The sequence below is a fragment of the Streptomyces sp. 17_S59 genome (genome assembly GCF_056930295.1).
The window spans coordinates 3,526,447-3,542,157 of the sequence record NZ_JBXOWD010000001.1 but is presented as its reverse complement, the minus strand read 5'-3'; the positions used below and the strand labels follow the sequence as shown (position 1 = coordinate 3,542,157).

Sequence of the window (15,711 nt, the reverse complement as noted above, 5' to 3'; positions counted from 1 at the left end):
CCTCCCTGCTCGGGTTCCGTCAGCTCCGTCCGGCCGGCTCGTCCTGCGCAGCCGGTGCAGGCAGTTCGTCGATCGGGTCGTGCCTGATGCGGTGGGCCGGCATGCCGGTGCCGACCAGCACGTCCACCCCGCTGCGGATCATTCCGGGCGGCCCGGAGAGGTAGGCGTCGCAGGCGTGCCAGGGCCCGTGGCGGCGGACGACCTCGGGAAGGCGGCCGCCGAGCCCGAGGGTCGGCCCGTCGGAGACGACCGGGCGGACCTCCAGCCAGGAATGCGACTTCTGGAGCCGCAGCAGGGTGTCGATGTCGTAGAGGTCGTCATGGTGACGGGCGCCGTAGAAGACCTCGACGGGGCGGCTGCGGCCGTGCCGGGCGACGTCCTCGATCAGCGCCTCGATGGGCGCGATGCCGGTGCCGCCGCCGAGGCACAGCATGCCGTCCTCGGTGGTGTGGTCGACGGTCAGGGAACCGGCGGGCGGGCCGAGCCGGATCACGTCGCCGGGACGGGCGCGGTGGACGAGGGACCGGGACACCCAGCCCGCGGGCACGGCCTTGACGTGGAAGGACAGCAGCCCGTCCGCGCGGGGCGCGCAGGAGAAGGAGTAGTTGCGCCATATGCGGGGCCACCAGGGGGTCTCCACGCTCGTGTACTGCCCGGCGACGAAGGGGTAGGGCCGGTCGGGCCGCACCGTCACGACGGCGACGTCGGGGGTGCGCTGCTCGTGGGAGACGACCTCGGCGTGCCACCAGGCGGGGGACGTCTGCGCGTCCTGGGCGGCGGCGTCGATCATGATCTGGGAGATCGCGGAGTACACCCGCACCCACGCGGCCTGCGTCTCCTCGTTCCACGAGTCCGTGGCGTAGCGGGAGAGGGCATCGATCAGGCACTCGCCGACGGCCGGGTAATGCGCGGGCTCGGTGCCGTACTTGCGGTGGCCGCGGCCCAGCCGGGAGAGGTACTCGGTGAGCACGGCGGGGTCGTCGGCGTGCCGGGCGGCGGTCAGCAGGGCCTTGAAGAGCCGGTCGCGCTGGGTGTCCATGGCCGGGGGGAAGAGGGCGCGCAGCTCCGGGTTCCGCAGGAAGAGCAGCGCGTAGAAGTACGAGGTGGCCTTGTCGGCGATCGGCTCGATCTCGCCCAGGGTGCGGCGGATCAGGACGGCGTCGGGGGAGGGGGCGCCGGAGGAGGGGGCGGAGGCGGCCGTGGCGGGGGCCGCCTCCACGGGTAAGGCACCGGCTTGCGGCCGGGCGGTGGCCGCTTCCGTTTCCGTCGACGGCTCGGCCGGGCGCCGGTGCTCGGGCTCCCCGGCCTCGTGGCGTCCCCGGTGCCGTTCGTACGCCAGAGGCCGCCAGCGGTGCCCCGGGGACGGCCGGGGGGACGGTTCCGCCCCGGGGGGCGCGGGCCGGTCGGGGCGTGCGGCTCCCTCCGACGGGGCGAACCACACCCAGTCGGCCTCTTTGCCGGACGTACCTCCGTCGGCCGACGGGGTGGTCGGAGCGTTCATCGTTGCCTCGCCGCTCTGATGGTGAGTCGCGGTTCCCGGGGTTCCCGGACGCGCAGCATTCCACCGTCTGTGCGCGCCTCGGTGAATTTGTGCGAAGTCCCGGTGAAGAGAGGCGAGTTGCAGCTATCCTGGCCGACTCGGCACACCCCGGACCGGCGTACGAGGAACAAGCCGGCGATCGGCCGACTACACCTGACTGCCGACCAGTTCGTACGCCTCGCGCAGATCGCGGCCGTTGTATGCGTGCGAGGCGATGTCCCGCACGTGGTGGTCTGCGTTCACCGCGACCGACACCGGGACGACGGCGAACAGCCGGGCGTCCGACATCGAGTCGCCGTAGGCCACGCAGTCGGCCCGGGTCAGCCCGAACCGGGCACAGAGTTCGTCCGCGATCCGCACCTTCGCCGAGGCGTCCAGGATCCCCGCCGGGTCCACCGGATCCCGGAACGGCACCGAAGGCCAGCGCGAGCCGTGGGCCGCGTCGGCGCCCCAGTCCAGCAGGCGTTCCACGAAGAAGGACGGGGACAGCGAGATCACGGCGCACCGCTCGCCCCTCGCCCGGATCTCCGCCCAGACGTCCCGGATGCCGGCCAGCCAGGGGGCGCCCTCGAAGGCTGCCGTCACCTGTGCCTCGGTCAGCTCCCCCCACAGCTCCATCGCCAGTTCGGCGAAGCGCGGGGGCGTCAGCCCCCCGGCCGCGAAGGCCCGCTCCAGCTCGCCGATCTCGGGCTCCAGCCCCATCTGGCGGGATATCTCGACAGCGGCGGCCGAGCCGTGGATCAGCGTCCCGTCGAGGTCGAACAAGTGCAGTCTGCTCATGAGGACCGAGCGTAGGCGCCCTCCTCCGAACCGGCATCGGCCACCACGGTGGACCCGGCCGCGCCACGGGACCGTGCCCGCTCCCGGTGCGCCTTCTGCCGGCAGGCCCCGCCGCAGTACCGGGCGGGCCGCCCCGTACGCGCGGCGGCGACCGGCCCGCCGCACACGGCGCAGGCGGTTTCGTTACGCCTCACGACCGGATTCCGGGGCAGTTTCGTCACGCGCCGCCCCGGCCGGAGGCTGTCGCACGCAAGCGCCGTCATCCGCCCCGGAGCCACTCCGGGGGCGCGTCGCTGCTCCATCGACAGGCACCCGAGGAGCAGGGCCATCACGTCGTCGATGGTGACGTCCTTCCTTACCGCGTCGGCCTGTTGGGCCCGCTCGAGCAGCACGCGCAGGGCCGCCCGGAAGTCCTCCTCGACGCCGGGAGAGGGCTCGAAACTGCCCTCCAGTGCATCGCACAGCCCCTTGTTCCGCACGGACAGCCGCACCACCGCCGCCAGGAAGCGGAAGAACACCTCTCCCGGCTTCTCCGTGGTCGCCAACTCCCGTGCCGTATCCGTGAAGAGCTGCACCCGGTCCGCGACCGTCGCCCTGAACAGGGCTTCCTTGGACGGGAAATGGCGGTACACCGTGCCCGGGCCGACGCCCGCCCGGCGTGCGATCTCCCCCAGCGGAACCGCCAACCCGACTTCCTCGAAGGCGGATCGGGCCGCCTGCATCACCAGTACGCGATTGCGCCGCGCATCGGCACGGAGCGCGGAGGACGCCTGCCTGGGCACCGACGGTTGCCTGGACTGGGCCATGCGTGGACGCCTCCGGGAGCCGGATCGGGAAACGGAGTATGAGTTCCGATTCTATCCGCGCACGTGAGCGAGGGGCCGCGCCGCCATACCGGTAAAAACTTCCCAATTCCATAAACCAGTAAGAGAAGGCGCCAAAAGCACTTGAAGGAAACAAAAAGGCCGTCATCGGCGCCAAAAGCACCGATGACGGCCCGAAGTGACCGCCCTCTCCGGCGGTTCAGCCGGTCAGCACGGCGTCCCACGCCTCGCCCGCGGCCGGAACGGCCCCGTCCGGCGCCAGGAGCGGCACACCCAGGGCGCGCAGGCCCTCTCCGAGCGCCTCCACCGTGGCCAGTACGACCTCGCGGTCCGCGTCGAGCCCGTAGTGATTGACCCGGATCATCTCCTTGGCGAGCGACCCGCCCGCCGCCTGTACGGGCACGGAGGCATCGGCAGCCAGGGCCGCCGCCACGACGTCCCGCGCATCCGTGCCGTCCGGCGCCCGCAGCGTGGTGGCCACGGGCGCGGCGTCCTGGTCACGGACGACGTACGGGGCTACTCCGCCCAATGCCCGGGCGCCCGCGCGCATGGCCGCCGCGGCGGCACGGTGCCGGGCGATGACGTTGTCCAGGCCGTCCCGCTCGATCCGGTCCGCGGCCTGCTCCAGGGCCAGCATCTCCAGCTGCGCCGGAGCGTGCGGCAGGACGGCGCGGCCGGCGTCGATCCAGCGCTCCTTCCAGTCCAGCAGGGACAGGTACGAGCGGCGGGGCGCCTGCTCGTTGGCGGCGATCCGCTCCCAGGCGCGGGCGCTGACCGAGACGGCCGACACGCCCGCCGGACCCGCCATCGCCTTCTGGCCGCCGATGACGCACAGGTCGACGCCCCACTCGTCGGTGAGCAGCGGTTCGGCGCCGACGGACGCGACCGCGTCCAGCATCAGCAGGGCACCGTGCGCACGGACGACCTCGCCGATCGCGGCCACGGGGTTGGTGTTGCCGGTGGCGGCCTCGGCGTGGACCAGGCTGACGAAGTCGATCGCCGGGTTCGCACGCAGCGCCTCGGCGACCTGCTCCGGGGTGACCGCGCCGCTGAACGGCGCGGTCACCGTGACCACTTCCGCCCCGCAGGACCGCAGCCAGCCGCCGAAGGTCTCGCCGTACGGCCCGGTGATGATGTTGAGCGCCGTGCTGCCGGGCCGCACGGCCGAGCGGATGCAGGCTTCCAGGGGCAGGAGCGCCTCCCCCTGCATCGCGACGACGGTCTCGCGGGTGCGCATCAGCGCCGCGACCTTGTCCTCGATGCGGGCGAAGTGACCCGCGCCGAGGGGCGCGAGGTCGAGCAGGTCCGGTGCGGTGTTCGCAGTCACGGTGCCTTCCAGGTGTGTCGCGCCGGAGTCCGGCGCCGCCGATCTCCCGTCGACTCTACGTCTGCCCCCGGCACAGACCGACCATCCGACTAACGCCAGCCGCCCGTGTCGACCCCGCCCGGCACGGCGTCCCCGCGCTCGTACGGCTCACGGGTCAGGACGAACGTGCCGATGTCCAGGTGGCTCACCGTCCCGTCCCCGTTCCGCACGACCTTGAGGGTCTCCCCCGCGTAGTAGTCGTCGAGCCCGGTCCAGGTGCCGTCCGCCTCCGCACGGAAGCGTGCCGCGCGTCCCCGCCCGCCGAGCGGCGACAGGTCCAGCCCCCTGTCGGCGCCCAGCCGCAGGGCGAACGGGGCCGCGCCCCAGTACCAGGGCCCGGTCAGCTCCAGCAGCGCCGGATCGGCGCCCTCGAGCGGACGCCACGGCTCCGGGATCCTGGGCTCGTACTGCGCGACCGTCGTCACGAGGTCGGCCGCCACCGCACCCACCGTGGCGAGGGACGTGAGGTTGCCGAGCACCACGGCCCCGACCCCGTCCGCCGGACTGATCCACAGCGTCCCCCCGAAGCCCGGCATGGATCCGGTGTGCCCGCAGAAGAACCGGCCGCCCCGGCGGGCCAGCTGCATCCCGAGGCCGTAGCCCTCCGACCAGTCCGAAGCCTTGGGCTCGGTCTGCGGGGCCCGCATCTCCGCCACCGTGCCCGCCTTGAGCACCCGGTCGTCACCGTTCATCAGGAACGCCGCGAAACGGCAGAGATCGGCGGGCGTCGACCACAGCTGTCCGGCCGGCGCCATCCGCCCGGTGTCCACCGCGGGCTCCGGAAGGAGCACGTCCGCCCACGGGTGCACAGCCCAGCCCTGCGCATGCGGTGCCGCGGGCGCGAGCGTCGTGCGGTTCATGCCGAGCGGCTCCAGCACCTCACGCCGCAGCACGTCGTACCAGCCCTCCCCGCGCACGCGCTCGACGAGCGCGCCGAGGAGCGCGAAGCCGGGGTTGGAGTAGTGGTGGACGCGCCCCGGGGCGTGGATCTGAGGGTTCTCGCCGAAGATGTCGGGGAGTTCGGGGCGCAGGGACCCTTCCGTGCGCTCCCACCACGGGCCGCGCGCCTCCGCCGCCAGCCCGGACGTGTGCGAGAGGAGCTGGGCGATGGTCGCCCCGCCGCCCTCGGGCGTGTCCAGGTGCTTGCCGAGCGGCTCGTCCAGGTCGATCAGCCCTTCGTCGCGCAGCCGCATGACCAGGACGGCGACGAAGGTCTTGGTGATCGACCCGATCCGGTACTGCGTGTCGGCGCCGGGCGCGGCGCCGCCCACCTCACCCCACCCGGCGGACCACACCATGCGGCCGTCCCGCATCACCGCCCCCGCCAGGGAGGGCGTGCGCCCCTCCACCTGGCCGGTGGCGAGCCGGTGCAGCAGGGCGCGTCGGGTGCTGGGCAGCAGTTCGGCGAACTGCGGGGCTTCGGCGGACGTTCCGGCCGCCGTCGCGGCTTCGTACGGAGGGGTCATGGCCGTACCGTAGCCACGGTCGTGGCCACCGGCACTCCTTTATCGGGGCCGCCGCAGCGGTCCGTCAGGTCTGCGCCATGTCCACGAAGCGTGAGTAGTGGCCCTGGAAGGCCACCGTGATCGTGGCCGTGGGGCCGTTACGGTGCTTGCCGACGATGATGTCCGCCTCGCCCGCGCGGGGCGACTCCTTCTCGTACGCGTCCTCGCGGTGGAGCAGGATGACCATGTCGGCGTCCTGCTCGATGGAGCCCGACTCACGCAGGTCGGAGACCATCGGCTTCTTGTCCGTGCGCTGCTCGGGGCCACGGTTCAGCTGGGACAGCGCGATGACCGGCAGCTCCAGCTCCTTGGCCAGCAGCTTGAGGTTACGGGACATGTCCGAGACCTCCTGCTGGCGGCTCTCGGCCCGCTTGGAGCCACCGGACTGCATCAGCTGGAGGTAGTCGATGATGACCAGCTTGAGGTCGCTGCGCTGCTTCAGCCGGCGGCACTTGGCGCGGATCTCCATCATCGACAGGTTCGGCGAGTCGTCGATGTACAGCGGGGCCTGCGAGACGTCGGGCATCCGGCGCGCCAGCCGCGTCCAGTCGTCGTCGGTCATGGAGCCGGACCGCATGTGGTGCAGGGCCACGCGCGCCTCGGCGGACAGCAGGCGCATCGCGATCTCGTTGCGCCCCATTTCGAGGGAGAAGATCACGCTCGGCATGTTGTGCTTGATCGAGCAGGCCCGCGCGAAGTCCAGGGCCAGCGTGCTCTTTCCCATCGCGGGACGGGCCGCGATGACGATCATCTGGCCCGGGTGGAGGCCGTTCGTCAGCGCGTCGAGGTCGGTGAAGCCGGTCGGGACGCCCGTCATCTCGCCGCTGCGCGAGCCGATGGCCTCGATCTCGTCGAGGGCGCCTTCCATGATGTCGCCGAGCGGGAGGTAGTCCTCGCTGGTCCGCTGCTCGGTGACGGCGTAGACCTCGGCCTGGGCCTTGTTGACGATGTCGTCGACGTCGCCGTCGGCCGCGTATCCCATCTGCGTGATGCGCGTGCCGGCCTCGACGAGGCGGCGGAGCACCGCGCGCTCGTGGACGATCTCGGCGTAGTACTCGGCGTTGGCGGCGGTGGGGACCGACTGGACCAGGGTGTGCAGATAGGCCGCACCGCCGACGCGGGTGATCTCACCGCGCTTGGTCAGCTCGGCCGCGACCGTGATGGGGTCGGCGGGCTCGCCCTTGGCGTAGAGGTCGAGGATGGCCTGGTAGATCGTCTCGTGCGCCGGGCGGTAGAAGTCCTGGCCCTTGAGGACCTCCACGACGTCGGCGATGGCGTCCTTCGACAGCAGCATGCCGCCGAGGACGGACTGCTCGGCGTCGAGGTCCTGCGGCGGGACGCGCTCGAAGCCGCCGCGGTCCCAGGAGCCGCCCTCGTCGCCCTCGCGGTCGTGCTGCTCGCCCCGGCCCCTGCCGTCGCCGCGGCGGGCACGGGAGAAGGGGAGCCGGTCGCCCGGGCCGGCGTCGGCCCAGGGGTCGTCCATGGGCTCGGGAACGCTCACCCGGGCCACCTCCTCCCGTCCGCGACGCGGACCTCGCCGTGCCCTCTTTCTTACGGCACGGCTCTGACAAATAGGCCGCCCGGCTCCGGTCCTCGTACGTCGGGTTCGCGGCGGGTGCGGGTCGATCTCTCGGGGTCCGCGGGGACGGGAACGCGACGGAAAACAGGCGGCGGGCGCCGGTCCACGGTAGGCCCGCGGGCACCGTCAGCCAATCTGGTTATCCACAGGGGGTGTGGACGAGCGGCCCCAGTCTGTGGAGAACCCCCCGGATCCTGTGCACGACACGGGGGAAAGCGCTGTGGACAAACACACAATCACCCCGAGCACACTGCCCTGACCTGCACGTTTGTCGTCCACCGGCTGTTGAGGAGAAAAACTTTCCAGGCCGGGCGGAGATCGCGACAAACGGCACAGAGAAGATCACACACAACGCCACCGGGTAAGGGGCTTAAGCTGGAAGCACTGATTACCTGTGGAAGATTGGACGGGCACGGTGACCCAGGCCCCCGCGCACGCCTCACAACGCGCGCCGCACAGCGCGCCGAACAGCGCCCGGCAGCACGACCGCGAGATCATCGCGCTCGCCGTGCCCGCCTTCGGCGCCCTCGTCGCCGAGCCCCTCTTCGTGATGGCCGACAGCGCCGTCGTGGGCCACCTCGGCACCCCCCAGCTCGCCGGGCTGGGCATCGCCGCGGCCCTCCTCACGACCGCCGTCAGCGTGTTCGTCTTCCTGGCGTACGCCACCACCGCCGCCGTCGCCCGCAGGGTCGGCGCGGGGGACCTCCAGGCCGCCATCAGGCAGGGCATGGACGGCATCTGGCTGGCGCTGATACTCGGGGCGGCCGTGACCGCCACCGTGCTGCCCACCGCACCCGCGCTCGTCGACCTGTTCGGCGCCTCCTCCACCGCGGCACCGTACGCCACCACGTACCTGCGCGTCAGCGCCCTGGGCATACCCGCCATGCTCGTCGTGCTCGCCGCCACCGGCGTGCTGCGCGGTCTCCAGGACACCAGGACCCCGCTGTACGTGGCCGTCGGCGGCTTCACCGCCAACGGCGCGCTCAACGCCGCCCTTGTCTACGGCGCCGGGCTGGGCATCGCCGGGTCGGCCTGGGGCACCGTGCTAGCCCAGTGGGCCATGGCCGCCGTCTACCTCGCCGTCGTCGTCCGGGGGGCGCGCCGGCACGGCGCCACCCTGCGGCCCGACGCCGCCGGCATCCGGGCCTGCGCCCAGGCGGGCGTGCCGCTGCTGGTACGCACGCTCTCGCTGCGGGCGGTGCTGATGATCGCCACCGCGGTCGCGGCCCGGCTCGGCGACACGGAGATCGCCGCGCACCAGATCGTCCTGACCCTGTGGAGCCTGCTGGCCTTCGCGCTGGACGCGATAGCCATCGCCGGGCAGGCGATCATAGGCCGCTACCTGGGTGCCGGGGACTCCGACGGGGCCCGGGCGGTGTGCCGCCGCATGGTGCAGTGGGGCATCGCGTCGGGCGTGGTGCTGGGGGCGCTGGTGGTGGCCGCGAGGCCGCTGTTCATTCCCCTGTTCACCGCCGACGGCTCGGTGCGCGACGCGCTGCTGCCCGCCCTGCTGGTGGTGGCCCTGGGGCAGCCCGTCGCGGGGGTCGTCTTCGTGCTGGACGGGGTGCTCATGGGCGCCGGGGACGGCCCGTACCTCGCCTGGGCGATGCTGCTGGTCCTGGCCGTCTTCGCACCCGTCGCGCTGCTCGTGCCGAGCCTGGGCGGCGGGCTGACGGCGCTGTGGTGGGCGATGACGCTGATGATGGCGGTCCGGATGGTGACCCTGTGGCTGCGGACGCGCTCCGGTCGCTGGATCGTCACCGGAGCGGTGCGTTCCTGACGCCCCGGCCTGCAGGAGGCCCTGACGGCCCCGGTGCCGGAAACGGCGAGAGGGCCGCACCCCCGAAGGAGTGCGGCCCTCTCTGGGCTTTGCCGAGCGCAGCGATTACGCGGCGACGACCTCGATGCCGAGCTTGGCAACGACGTCGGCGTGCAGACGCACGGACACCTGGTGCGCGCCCAGGGTCTTGATGGGCGAACCCAGCTCGACGCGGCGCTTGTCGACCTCGGGACCACCGGACGACTTGATCGCGGAGGCGACGTCGGCCTGGGTCACGGAGCCGAACAGGCGGCCGGCCTCGCCGGCGCGGACGGCAAGGCGGACCTTGACGCCCTCGAGCTGGCCCTTGACCTCGTTGGCCTGCTCGATCGTCGCGATCTCGCGGATCTTGCGAGCGCGGCGGATCTGAGCGACGTCCTGCTCGCCACCCTTGGTCCAGCGGATCGCGAAACCGCGCGGGACCAGGTAGTTGCGGGCGTAGCCGTCCTTGACGTCCACGACGTCGCCGGCGATGCCGAGGCCGGAGACCTCGTGGGTGAGGATGATCTTCATTATTCGGTCACCCTTCCCTTATCGCGCGGACGAGGTGTAGGGCAGCAGCGCCATCTCACGGCTGTTCTTCACGGCCGTGGCGACATCACGCTGGTGCTGGGTGCAGTTGCCGGTCACGCGACGGGCACGGATCTTGCCGCGGTCGGAAATGAACTTCCGCAGCATGTTCGTGTCCTTGTAGTCCACGTAAGCGGTCTTGTCCTTGCAGAATGCGCAGACCTTCTTCTTGGGCTTGCGCGGCGGGGGCTTCGCCATTGTCTTATCTCCTGTGAATCAAGAAGTTTGTGTGCTGTCGCCCTCGGGTCTTCGCAGACCCGGGCCCGCGAGGGCCTAGAAGGGCGGCTCGTCGGAGTAGCCGCCGCCGGAGTTGCCGGAGCCGCCGCCCCAGCCGCCTCCGCCGCCGCCCGGCTGGTTGCCGGACGGAGCACCGGTCGCCCAGGGGTCGTCGGCGGGAGCCCCGCCGCCCTGCTGGCCGCCGGGACCGGAGCCCCAGCCACCACCCTGGCCACCGTTGCCGCCGCCATAGCCACCCTGGCCACCGCGACCCGCGGTCTTGGTGACCTTCGCCGTGGCGTTCTTCAGGCTGGCGCCGACCTCTTCGACGTCGAGCTCGTAGACCGTGCGCTTGACGCCCTCGCGGTCCTCGTAGGACCGCTGCTTCAGACGGCCCTGCACGATGACGCGCATGCCGCGCTGGAGCGACTCGGCGACGTTCTCCGCCGCCTGCCGCCACACCGAGCACGTGAGGAAGAGGCTCTCGCCGTCCTTCCACTCGTTGGTCTGGCGGTCGAAGGTGCGGGGAGTGGACGCGACGCGGAACTTCGCGACCGCCGCACCGGACGGGGTGAAGCGCAGCTCGGGGTCGTCGACAAGATTGCCGACGACCGTGATGACGGTCTCGCCTGCCATGGATGAACCTCTCGGCGGGTGTTACTGCTGGCTGCTTGCTACTCGTGGAGTTGCAGCCCGATTACCTCTGAACCGCTGGGATTCAGTGGGTCTCGGGACGGAGGACCTTGGTCCGGAGGACCGACTCGTTCAGGTTCATCTGGCGGTCGAGCTCCTTGACGACCGCAGGCTCGGCCTGCAGGTCGATGACCGAGTAGATGCCCTCGGGCTTCTTCTTGATCTCGTAAGCGAGACGACGACGGCCCCAGGTGTCGACCTTCTCGACCTTTCCGTTGCCCTCACGGACGACGGAGAGGAAGTTCTCGATCAGCGGGGAGACAGCGCGCTCCTCGAGATCGGGGTCGAGGATGACCATCACCTCGTAGTGACGCATGTGGAACCCACCTCCTTTGGACTCAGCGGCCACGGTCGATCCGTGGCAGGAGGGTCGTGATGCGTGAACAACGGTATCGGCCGACACTGACAATCAGCGGAGAGTCCCTGGGTTGCCCCTGGGACCGAAGCTGGGTCTGGGCAGACACCGGTGCAGACCGTACAGAGTACCCGCTCTTCGATGTGCGGTTGAAATCGGGCGGCCCGCCCCCGCACAGTGGACGCAACGGGTGTGACCGGCGCCATAACGCGCCGCGTGCCTTCAGGAGGTGCCCCCATGACACAGGCAGCACGGCAACCGCACGGGCTCAGGGCTCTGATCAGCGGAGTGCTGAACAGCGACGGGAAGCCCCACCCCGTCGAGAACACTTTCGTCGCCGTGACGGTCGTGCTCGGTGCGCTCGCATTCGTCTCCTCGGCCTTCTCCAACCTCCACCTGCTCAGCTCGTGGAGCGGCCTGGTGGGCGTCCTCAGCGGGGCCTGGGGCCAGTTCATCTCGGCCACCACGGGAGAACGCTTCCTGCTGATCATCGGGCTCGGAGCCTCGGCGATCGGCTTCTTCCTGGGCATGGCGCACGGCGGGCTCTTCGGAGGTGTGATCGGATAACGGGCCGTACGCCCAAACGGGGCGCTCCCCTGTCGCAGTAGGCTTCGGCGCGAGAGCCGGAGCCCCGACCATGGGGACACACCTGCCGAGGAGCGCCCCGCATGAGCCTGACCCTGAGGACAATCAGCCGAGAGCAGCATCTGGCATACATCCAGAGCCTGCCCGCGGCCAGTCACATGCAGGTGCCGGGATGGGCCGACGTGAAGGCCGAGTGGCGCTCGGAGAGCCTGGGCTGGTTCGACAAGACGGGCCAGCTGGTCGGCGCGGGCCTGGTGCTCTACCGCCAGCTCCCCAAGATCAAGCGCTACCTGGCCTACCTGCCCGAGGGCCCGGTCATCAACTGGTACGCCCCGAACCTGCGCGACTGGCTGGAGCCCATGCTGGCCCACCTCAAGCAGCAGGGCGCCTTCTCCGTGAAGATGGGCCCGCCGGTGGTCATCCGCCGCTGGGACGCCGACGCGATCAAGAAGGGCATCGCCGACCCCGACGCCAAGCGCCTGCGTGACGTCGAGGCCACCTTCATCGAGCCGCGCGCCTTCGAGGTCGCCGACCAGCTGCGCCGCATGGGCTGGCAGCAGGGCGAGGACGGCGGTGCGGGCTTCGGCGACGTCCAGCCGCGCTACGTCTTCCAGGTGCCGCTGGAGAACCGTTCCCTGGAGGACGTCCACAAGGGCTTCAACCAGCTGTGGCGGCGCAACATCAAGAAGGCCGAGAAGGCCGGCGTCGAGGTCGTCCAGGGCGGTTACGAGGACCTGGCCACCTGGCAGCACCTCTACGAGATCACCGCCGAGCGCGACAAGTTCCGCCCGCGCCCGCTGAGCTACTTCCAGCGCATGTGGACGGCCCTCAACTCCGAGGACCCCAACCGCATGCGGCTGTACTTCGCCGTGCACGAGGGCGAGGCCGTCGCCGCCGCGACGATGCTGATCGTCGGCGGGCACGTCTGGTACTCCTACGGCGCCTCCGCCAACCACAAGCGCGAGGTCCGGCCGTCCAACGCCATGCAGTGGCGGATGCTGCGCGACGCCTACGCCCTGGGCGCCAGCGTCTACGACCTGCGCGGCATCGGCGACTCGCTGGAGGAGAGCGACCACCTGTTCGGCCTGATCCAGTTCAAGGTCGGCACGGGCGGCCAGGCGGCCGAATACCTCGGCGAGTGGGACTTCCCGCTCAACAAGCTGCTGCACAAGGCCCTGGACATGTACATGTCCAGGCGCTGATCCAACAGCTTCATCCACACTCAGGGAAAGGTTCCGGGACCGGCCATGGCGCTCACGCTCTATGTCGACACCGCGCGCTGGCGGGCACACCAGCAGTCCGTCATCCAGCAGTTTCCGGGGATCATCCCCGTCTGCAAGGGCAACGGCTACGGCTTCGGCCATGAGCGCCTGGCCGAAGAGGTCACGCGCATGGGCGCGGACATCCTCGCCGTCGGCACCACCTACGAAGCGGCCCGGATCAAGGACTTCTTCAGCGGCGACCTGCTGGTGCTGACGCCCTTCCGGCTGGGCGAGGAGCCCGTACCGCTGCCGGACCGGGCCATCCGGTCCGTCTCCTCGGTGGAGGGCGTGCGCGGCCTGGTGGGCGCCCGCGTCGTCGTCGAGGTCATGAGCAGCATGAAGCGGCACGGCATCAGCGAGGAGGACCTCCCCAAGCTGCATGCCGCCATCGAGGACGTGCGCCTGGAGGGCTTCGCCATACACCTCCCGCTCGACCACACGGACGGCATCAGCGGCGTCGACGAGGTCGCCGCCTGGATGGAGCGGCTGCGCAACGCCCGTCTGCCACTGCACACGATGTTCGTCAGCCACCTCAAGGCCGATGAACTGGCCCAGCTGCAGCATCAGTTCCCGCAGACCCGCTTCCGCGCCCGCATCGGTACGCGGCTGTGGCTCGGCGACCACGACGCGACTCAGTACCGCGGCGCGGTCCTGGACGTCACGCCCGTCTCCAAGGGCGACCGCTTCGGCTACCGACAGCAGAAGGCCGCCGGCGACGGCTACTTGGTCGTGGTGGCCGGCGGCACCTCGCACGGCGTCGGACTGGAGGCGCCGAAGGCGCTGCACGGCATGATGCCGCGCGCCAAGGGCGTCGCCCGGGCCGGTCTGGCCACGATGAACCGCAACCTCTCGCCGTTCGTCTGGGCGGGCAAGCAGCGCTGGTTCGCGGAGCCCCCGCACATGCAGGTCTCGATCCTGTTCGTGCCGTCGGACGCCCCCGCCCCTCAGGTCGGCGACGAGCTGGTGGCCCATCTGCGGCACACCACCACGCAGTTCGACCGCATCGTCGACCACTGATCAACCCCCGTTCGAACCGGGGCGGGGAACCGTGACTACACGGTGCGGTTCCCCGTGCCCCACTGGACGCGCATGCCCTCCGAAGGCGCCGCCTGCCGCTCCCGGCGGGCGGCACCGAGGACGAATATGTCCGGCGCCCCGTCCAGAACACCCCCGGAGGGGTCGTCCGAGCCGTCCCGGCGCACGACGTCCCGCTCGGGCAGCAGGATGTCCCGCACGACCAGCGCGCACAGGTACAGCGTCCCCAGCAGGTGGACGACGATGGCCAGTTGGTACCCCTCGGGCGGCAGCCCCTGGTGCTTGTCGCCGCTTCCCGTGTAGGCCAGGTAGAACCAGATGCCCAGGAAGTACAGGACCTCGCAGGTCTGCCAGACCAGGAAGTCGCGCCACTTCGGACGGGCCAGCGCCGCGAGCGGGACGAGCCACAGCACGTACTGCGGCGAATAGACCTTGTTCACGAGGATGAACAGGGCCACCACCAGGAAGGCCAGCTGCGCGAAGCGCGGCCGCCTGGGGGCGCACAGCCCGAGGGCTCCTATGCCCAGACAGCCGAGGACCATCAGCAGCGTCGCATAGGTGTTGGCGTCGTCCAGCGGGTTGCCCGTGCGCTGTGAGATGAAGAGCCAGACCGACCCGAAGTCGACCGGCCGGTCCTTGCTGAAGTTGTAGAACTTCGCCCAGCCCTCGCGGATGTGGAAGCCGGTGGCGTCGTGCGTGAACATCACCGGCAGGTTCACCACCAGCCACGCCCCCACGGCGCCGCCCGCCGCGGCCAGGAAGGCCCGCAGGCGCCCGGCTCGCAGGCACAGCACGAACAGCGGCCCCAGGAGCAGAGCGGGATAGAGCTTGGCCGCGGCGGCCAGGCCGATCAGCACGCCCGCCGGGACCGCCCGCCCCCGCGTCCACATCAGCATCGCGGCGGCGGTCAGGGCGACGGCGAAGAGGTCCCAGTTGATGGTGGCGGTGAGCGCGAAGGCCGGGGCGAGGGCCACCAGCAGTGCATCCCACGGCCGGCGCCGGTGCGTACGGGCGACGCACACGGCGATCACCGCCGTGCAGACCAGCAGCATCCCGGCGTTGACGAACCAGTACGCCTGCTCACGGTGCTGGAGCGTGCCGCCGCCCGGTGTGAGCAGCGCGGCGATCTCCATGAACAGGCCGGTCAGGACCGGGTACTCGAGGTAGTCCATGCCGCCCGAGACGGACTGCGGGATCTTGTCGAAGTAGGGGAGGAGGCCCTGGTCGAAGCCCCGCCCGCTGTACAGGTGCGGGATGTCGGAGTAGCAGGCGTGCGTGTACTGCGTGGTGGCGCCGAAGAACCAGCCGTGGTCGTAGCACGGGAGCTTCTGCACCATCCCGAGCGCGAACATCCCGATGGCCACCAGCGCGACCACGCGCACCGGCGTCCACCAGCTCACCCCGAGCAGCGCACGCCGCCCCACCGGCCCGCCGATGAGCTCGCTGCCGGCGGCCGCCACCCCGTCCTCGAGGGTGGGCCGTACAAGCTGGTCGTCCCGCACGCTCCTCATGCCCACATCCTGCCGTACGTGCCGCGAGCCCGCCGGAGCCTGTGGACAACGACGAGGGCCGCCCCGCGCGG

Annotated in this window: 15 protein-coding genes; 4 read left to right on the top strand and 11 right to left on the bottom strand. The window is 71.0% G+C overall.

What is annotated here, in order from left to right:
* Positions 1-19 precede the first annotated feature (19 nt).
* The 6 genes from AC1Z4A_RS15750 to dnaB all read right to left on the bottom strand — a co-directional run bounded on the left by AC1Z4A_RS15750 (position 20) and on the right by dnaB (position 7,516).
* The gene (locus AC1Z4A_RS15750; protein ID WP_483679467.1) at positions 20-1,501 is read right to left on the bottom strand and encodes a globin domain-containing protein; all 1,482 of its coding nucleotides are present in this window, start codon (positions 1,499-1,501) and stop codon (positions 20-22) included.
* Positions 1,502-1,687: 186 nt separating this feature from the next.
* Complete coding sequence (locus AC1Z4A_RS15745) at positions 1,688-2,320, bottom strand: HAD family hydrolase (protein WP_483679465.1); 633 nt, start codon at positions 2,318-2,320, stop codon at positions 1,688-1,690.
* A complete protein-coding gene (locus AC1Z4A_RS15740) occupies positions 2,317-3,126 on the bottom strand; it encodes a TetR/AcrR family transcriptional regulator (protein WP_483679463.1) in 810 nt (269 codons plus the stop codon). Before AC1Z4A_RS15740 ends, AC1Z4A_RS15745 begins: the two co-directional genes overlap by 4 nt.
* A gap of 217 nt (positions 3,127-3,343) precedes the next feature.
* Positions 3,344-4,471 (bottom strand): pyridoxal-phosphate-dependent aminotransferase family protein, encoded by a 1,128-nt coding sequence (locus AC1Z4A_RS15735; RefSeq protein WP_483679461.1) that lies wholly within the window; start codon positions 4,469-4,471, stop codon positions 3,344-3,346.
* Positions 4,472-4,560: 89 nt separating this feature from the next.
* The gene (locus tag AC1Z4A_RS15730) at positions 4,561-5,976 is read right to left on the bottom strand and encodes a serine hydrolase domain-containing protein (protein WP_483679460.1); all 1,416 of its coding nucleotides are present in this window, start codon (positions 5,974-5,976) and stop codon (positions 4,561-4,563) included.
* A gap of 64 nt (positions 5,977-6,040) precedes the next feature.
* On the bottom strand, positions 6,041-7,516 hold the full coding sequence (gene dnaB / locus AC1Z4A_RS15725; protein WP_483679458.1) for a replicative DNA helicase: 1,476 nt from the start codon (positions 7,514-7,516) through the stop codon (positions 6,041-6,043).
* 493 nt (positions 7,517-8,009) lie between these two features.
* Here dnaB and AC1Z4A_RS15720 point away from each other — a divergent pair, with 493 nt between their 5' ends.
* A complete protein-coding gene (locus AC1Z4A_RS15720; protein WP_483683607.1) occupies positions 8,010-9,374 on the top strand; it encodes an MATE family efflux transporter in 1,365 nt (454 codons plus the stop codon).
* A gap of 105 nt (positions 9,375-9,479) precedes the next feature.
* Here AC1Z4A_RS15720 and rplI read toward each other — a convergent pair whose 3' ends face one another.
* The 4 genes from rplI to rpsF all read right to left on the bottom strand — a co-directional run bounded on the left by rplI (position 9,480) and on the right by rpsF (position 11,208).
* Positions 9,480-9,926 (bottom strand): 50S ribosomal protein L9, encoded by a 447-nt coding sequence (gene rplI, locus AC1Z4A_RS15715; RefSeq protein ID WP_483679457.1) that lies wholly within the window; start codon positions 9,924-9,926, stop codon positions 9,480-9,482.
* A gap of 18 nt (positions 9,927-9,944) precedes the next feature.
* Positions 9,945-10,181, bottom strand: a complete 237-nt coding sequence (gene rpsR / locus AC1Z4A_RS15710) for a 30S ribosomal protein S18 (protein WP_004950692.1) — start codon at positions 10,179-10,181, stop codon at positions 9,945-9,947.
* A 75-nt stretch (positions 10,182-10,256) separates the two neighbouring features.
* Positions 10,257-10,835 carry a single-stranded DNA-binding protein gene (locus AC1Z4A_RS15705; protein ID WP_483679455.1) on the bottom strand — a complete coding sequence of 193 codons (579 nt, stop codon included), beginning with the start codon at positions 10,833-10,835 and terminating at the stop codon, positions 10,257-10,259.
* Positions 10,836-10,917: 82 nt separating this feature from the next.
* A complete protein-coding gene (gene rpsF / locus AC1Z4A_RS15700; protein ID WP_004950685.1) occupies positions 10,918-11,208 on the bottom strand; it encodes a 30S ribosomal protein S6 in 291 nt (96 codons plus the stop codon).
* Between the two features lie 276 nt (positions 11,209-11,484).
* Here rpsF and AC1Z4A_RS15695 point away from each other — a divergent pair, with 276 nt between their 5' ends.
* The 3 genes from AC1Z4A_RS15695 (at position 11,485) to AC1Z4A_RS15685 (ending at position 14,111) form a co-directional block, all read left to right on the top strand.
* A complete protein-coding gene (locus AC1Z4A_RS15695; RefSeq protein ID WP_483679448.1) occupies positions 11,485-11,814 on the top strand; it encodes a hypothetical protein in 330 nt (109 codons plus the stop codon).
* Between the two features lie 101 nt (positions 11,815-11,915).
* Positions 11,916-13,034, top strand: coding sequence for a lipid II:glycine glycyltransferase FemX (locus AC1Z4A_RS15690; RefSeq protein ID WP_483679447.1), 1,119 nt, complete (start codon positions 11,916-11,918; stop codon positions 13,032-13,034).
* A 45-nt stretch (positions 13,035-13,079) separates the two neighbouring features.
* Complete coding sequence (locus AC1Z4A_RS15685) at positions 13,080-14,111, top strand: alanine racemase (protein WP_483679446.1); 1,032 nt, start codon at positions 13,080-13,082, stop codon at positions 14,109-14,111.
* A gap of 35 nt (positions 14,112-14,146) precedes the next feature.
* On the opposite strand, the gene AC1Z4A_RS15680 is transcribed toward AC1Z4A_RS15685, so the two are convergent.
* On the bottom strand, positions 14,147-15,640 hold the full coding sequence (locus AC1Z4A_RS15680) for a glycosyltransferase family 87 protein (protein WP_483679444.1): 1,494 nt from the start codon (positions 15,638-15,640) through the stop codon (positions 14,147-14,149).
* Between the last annotated feature and the right edge of the window lie 71 nt (positions 15,641-15,711).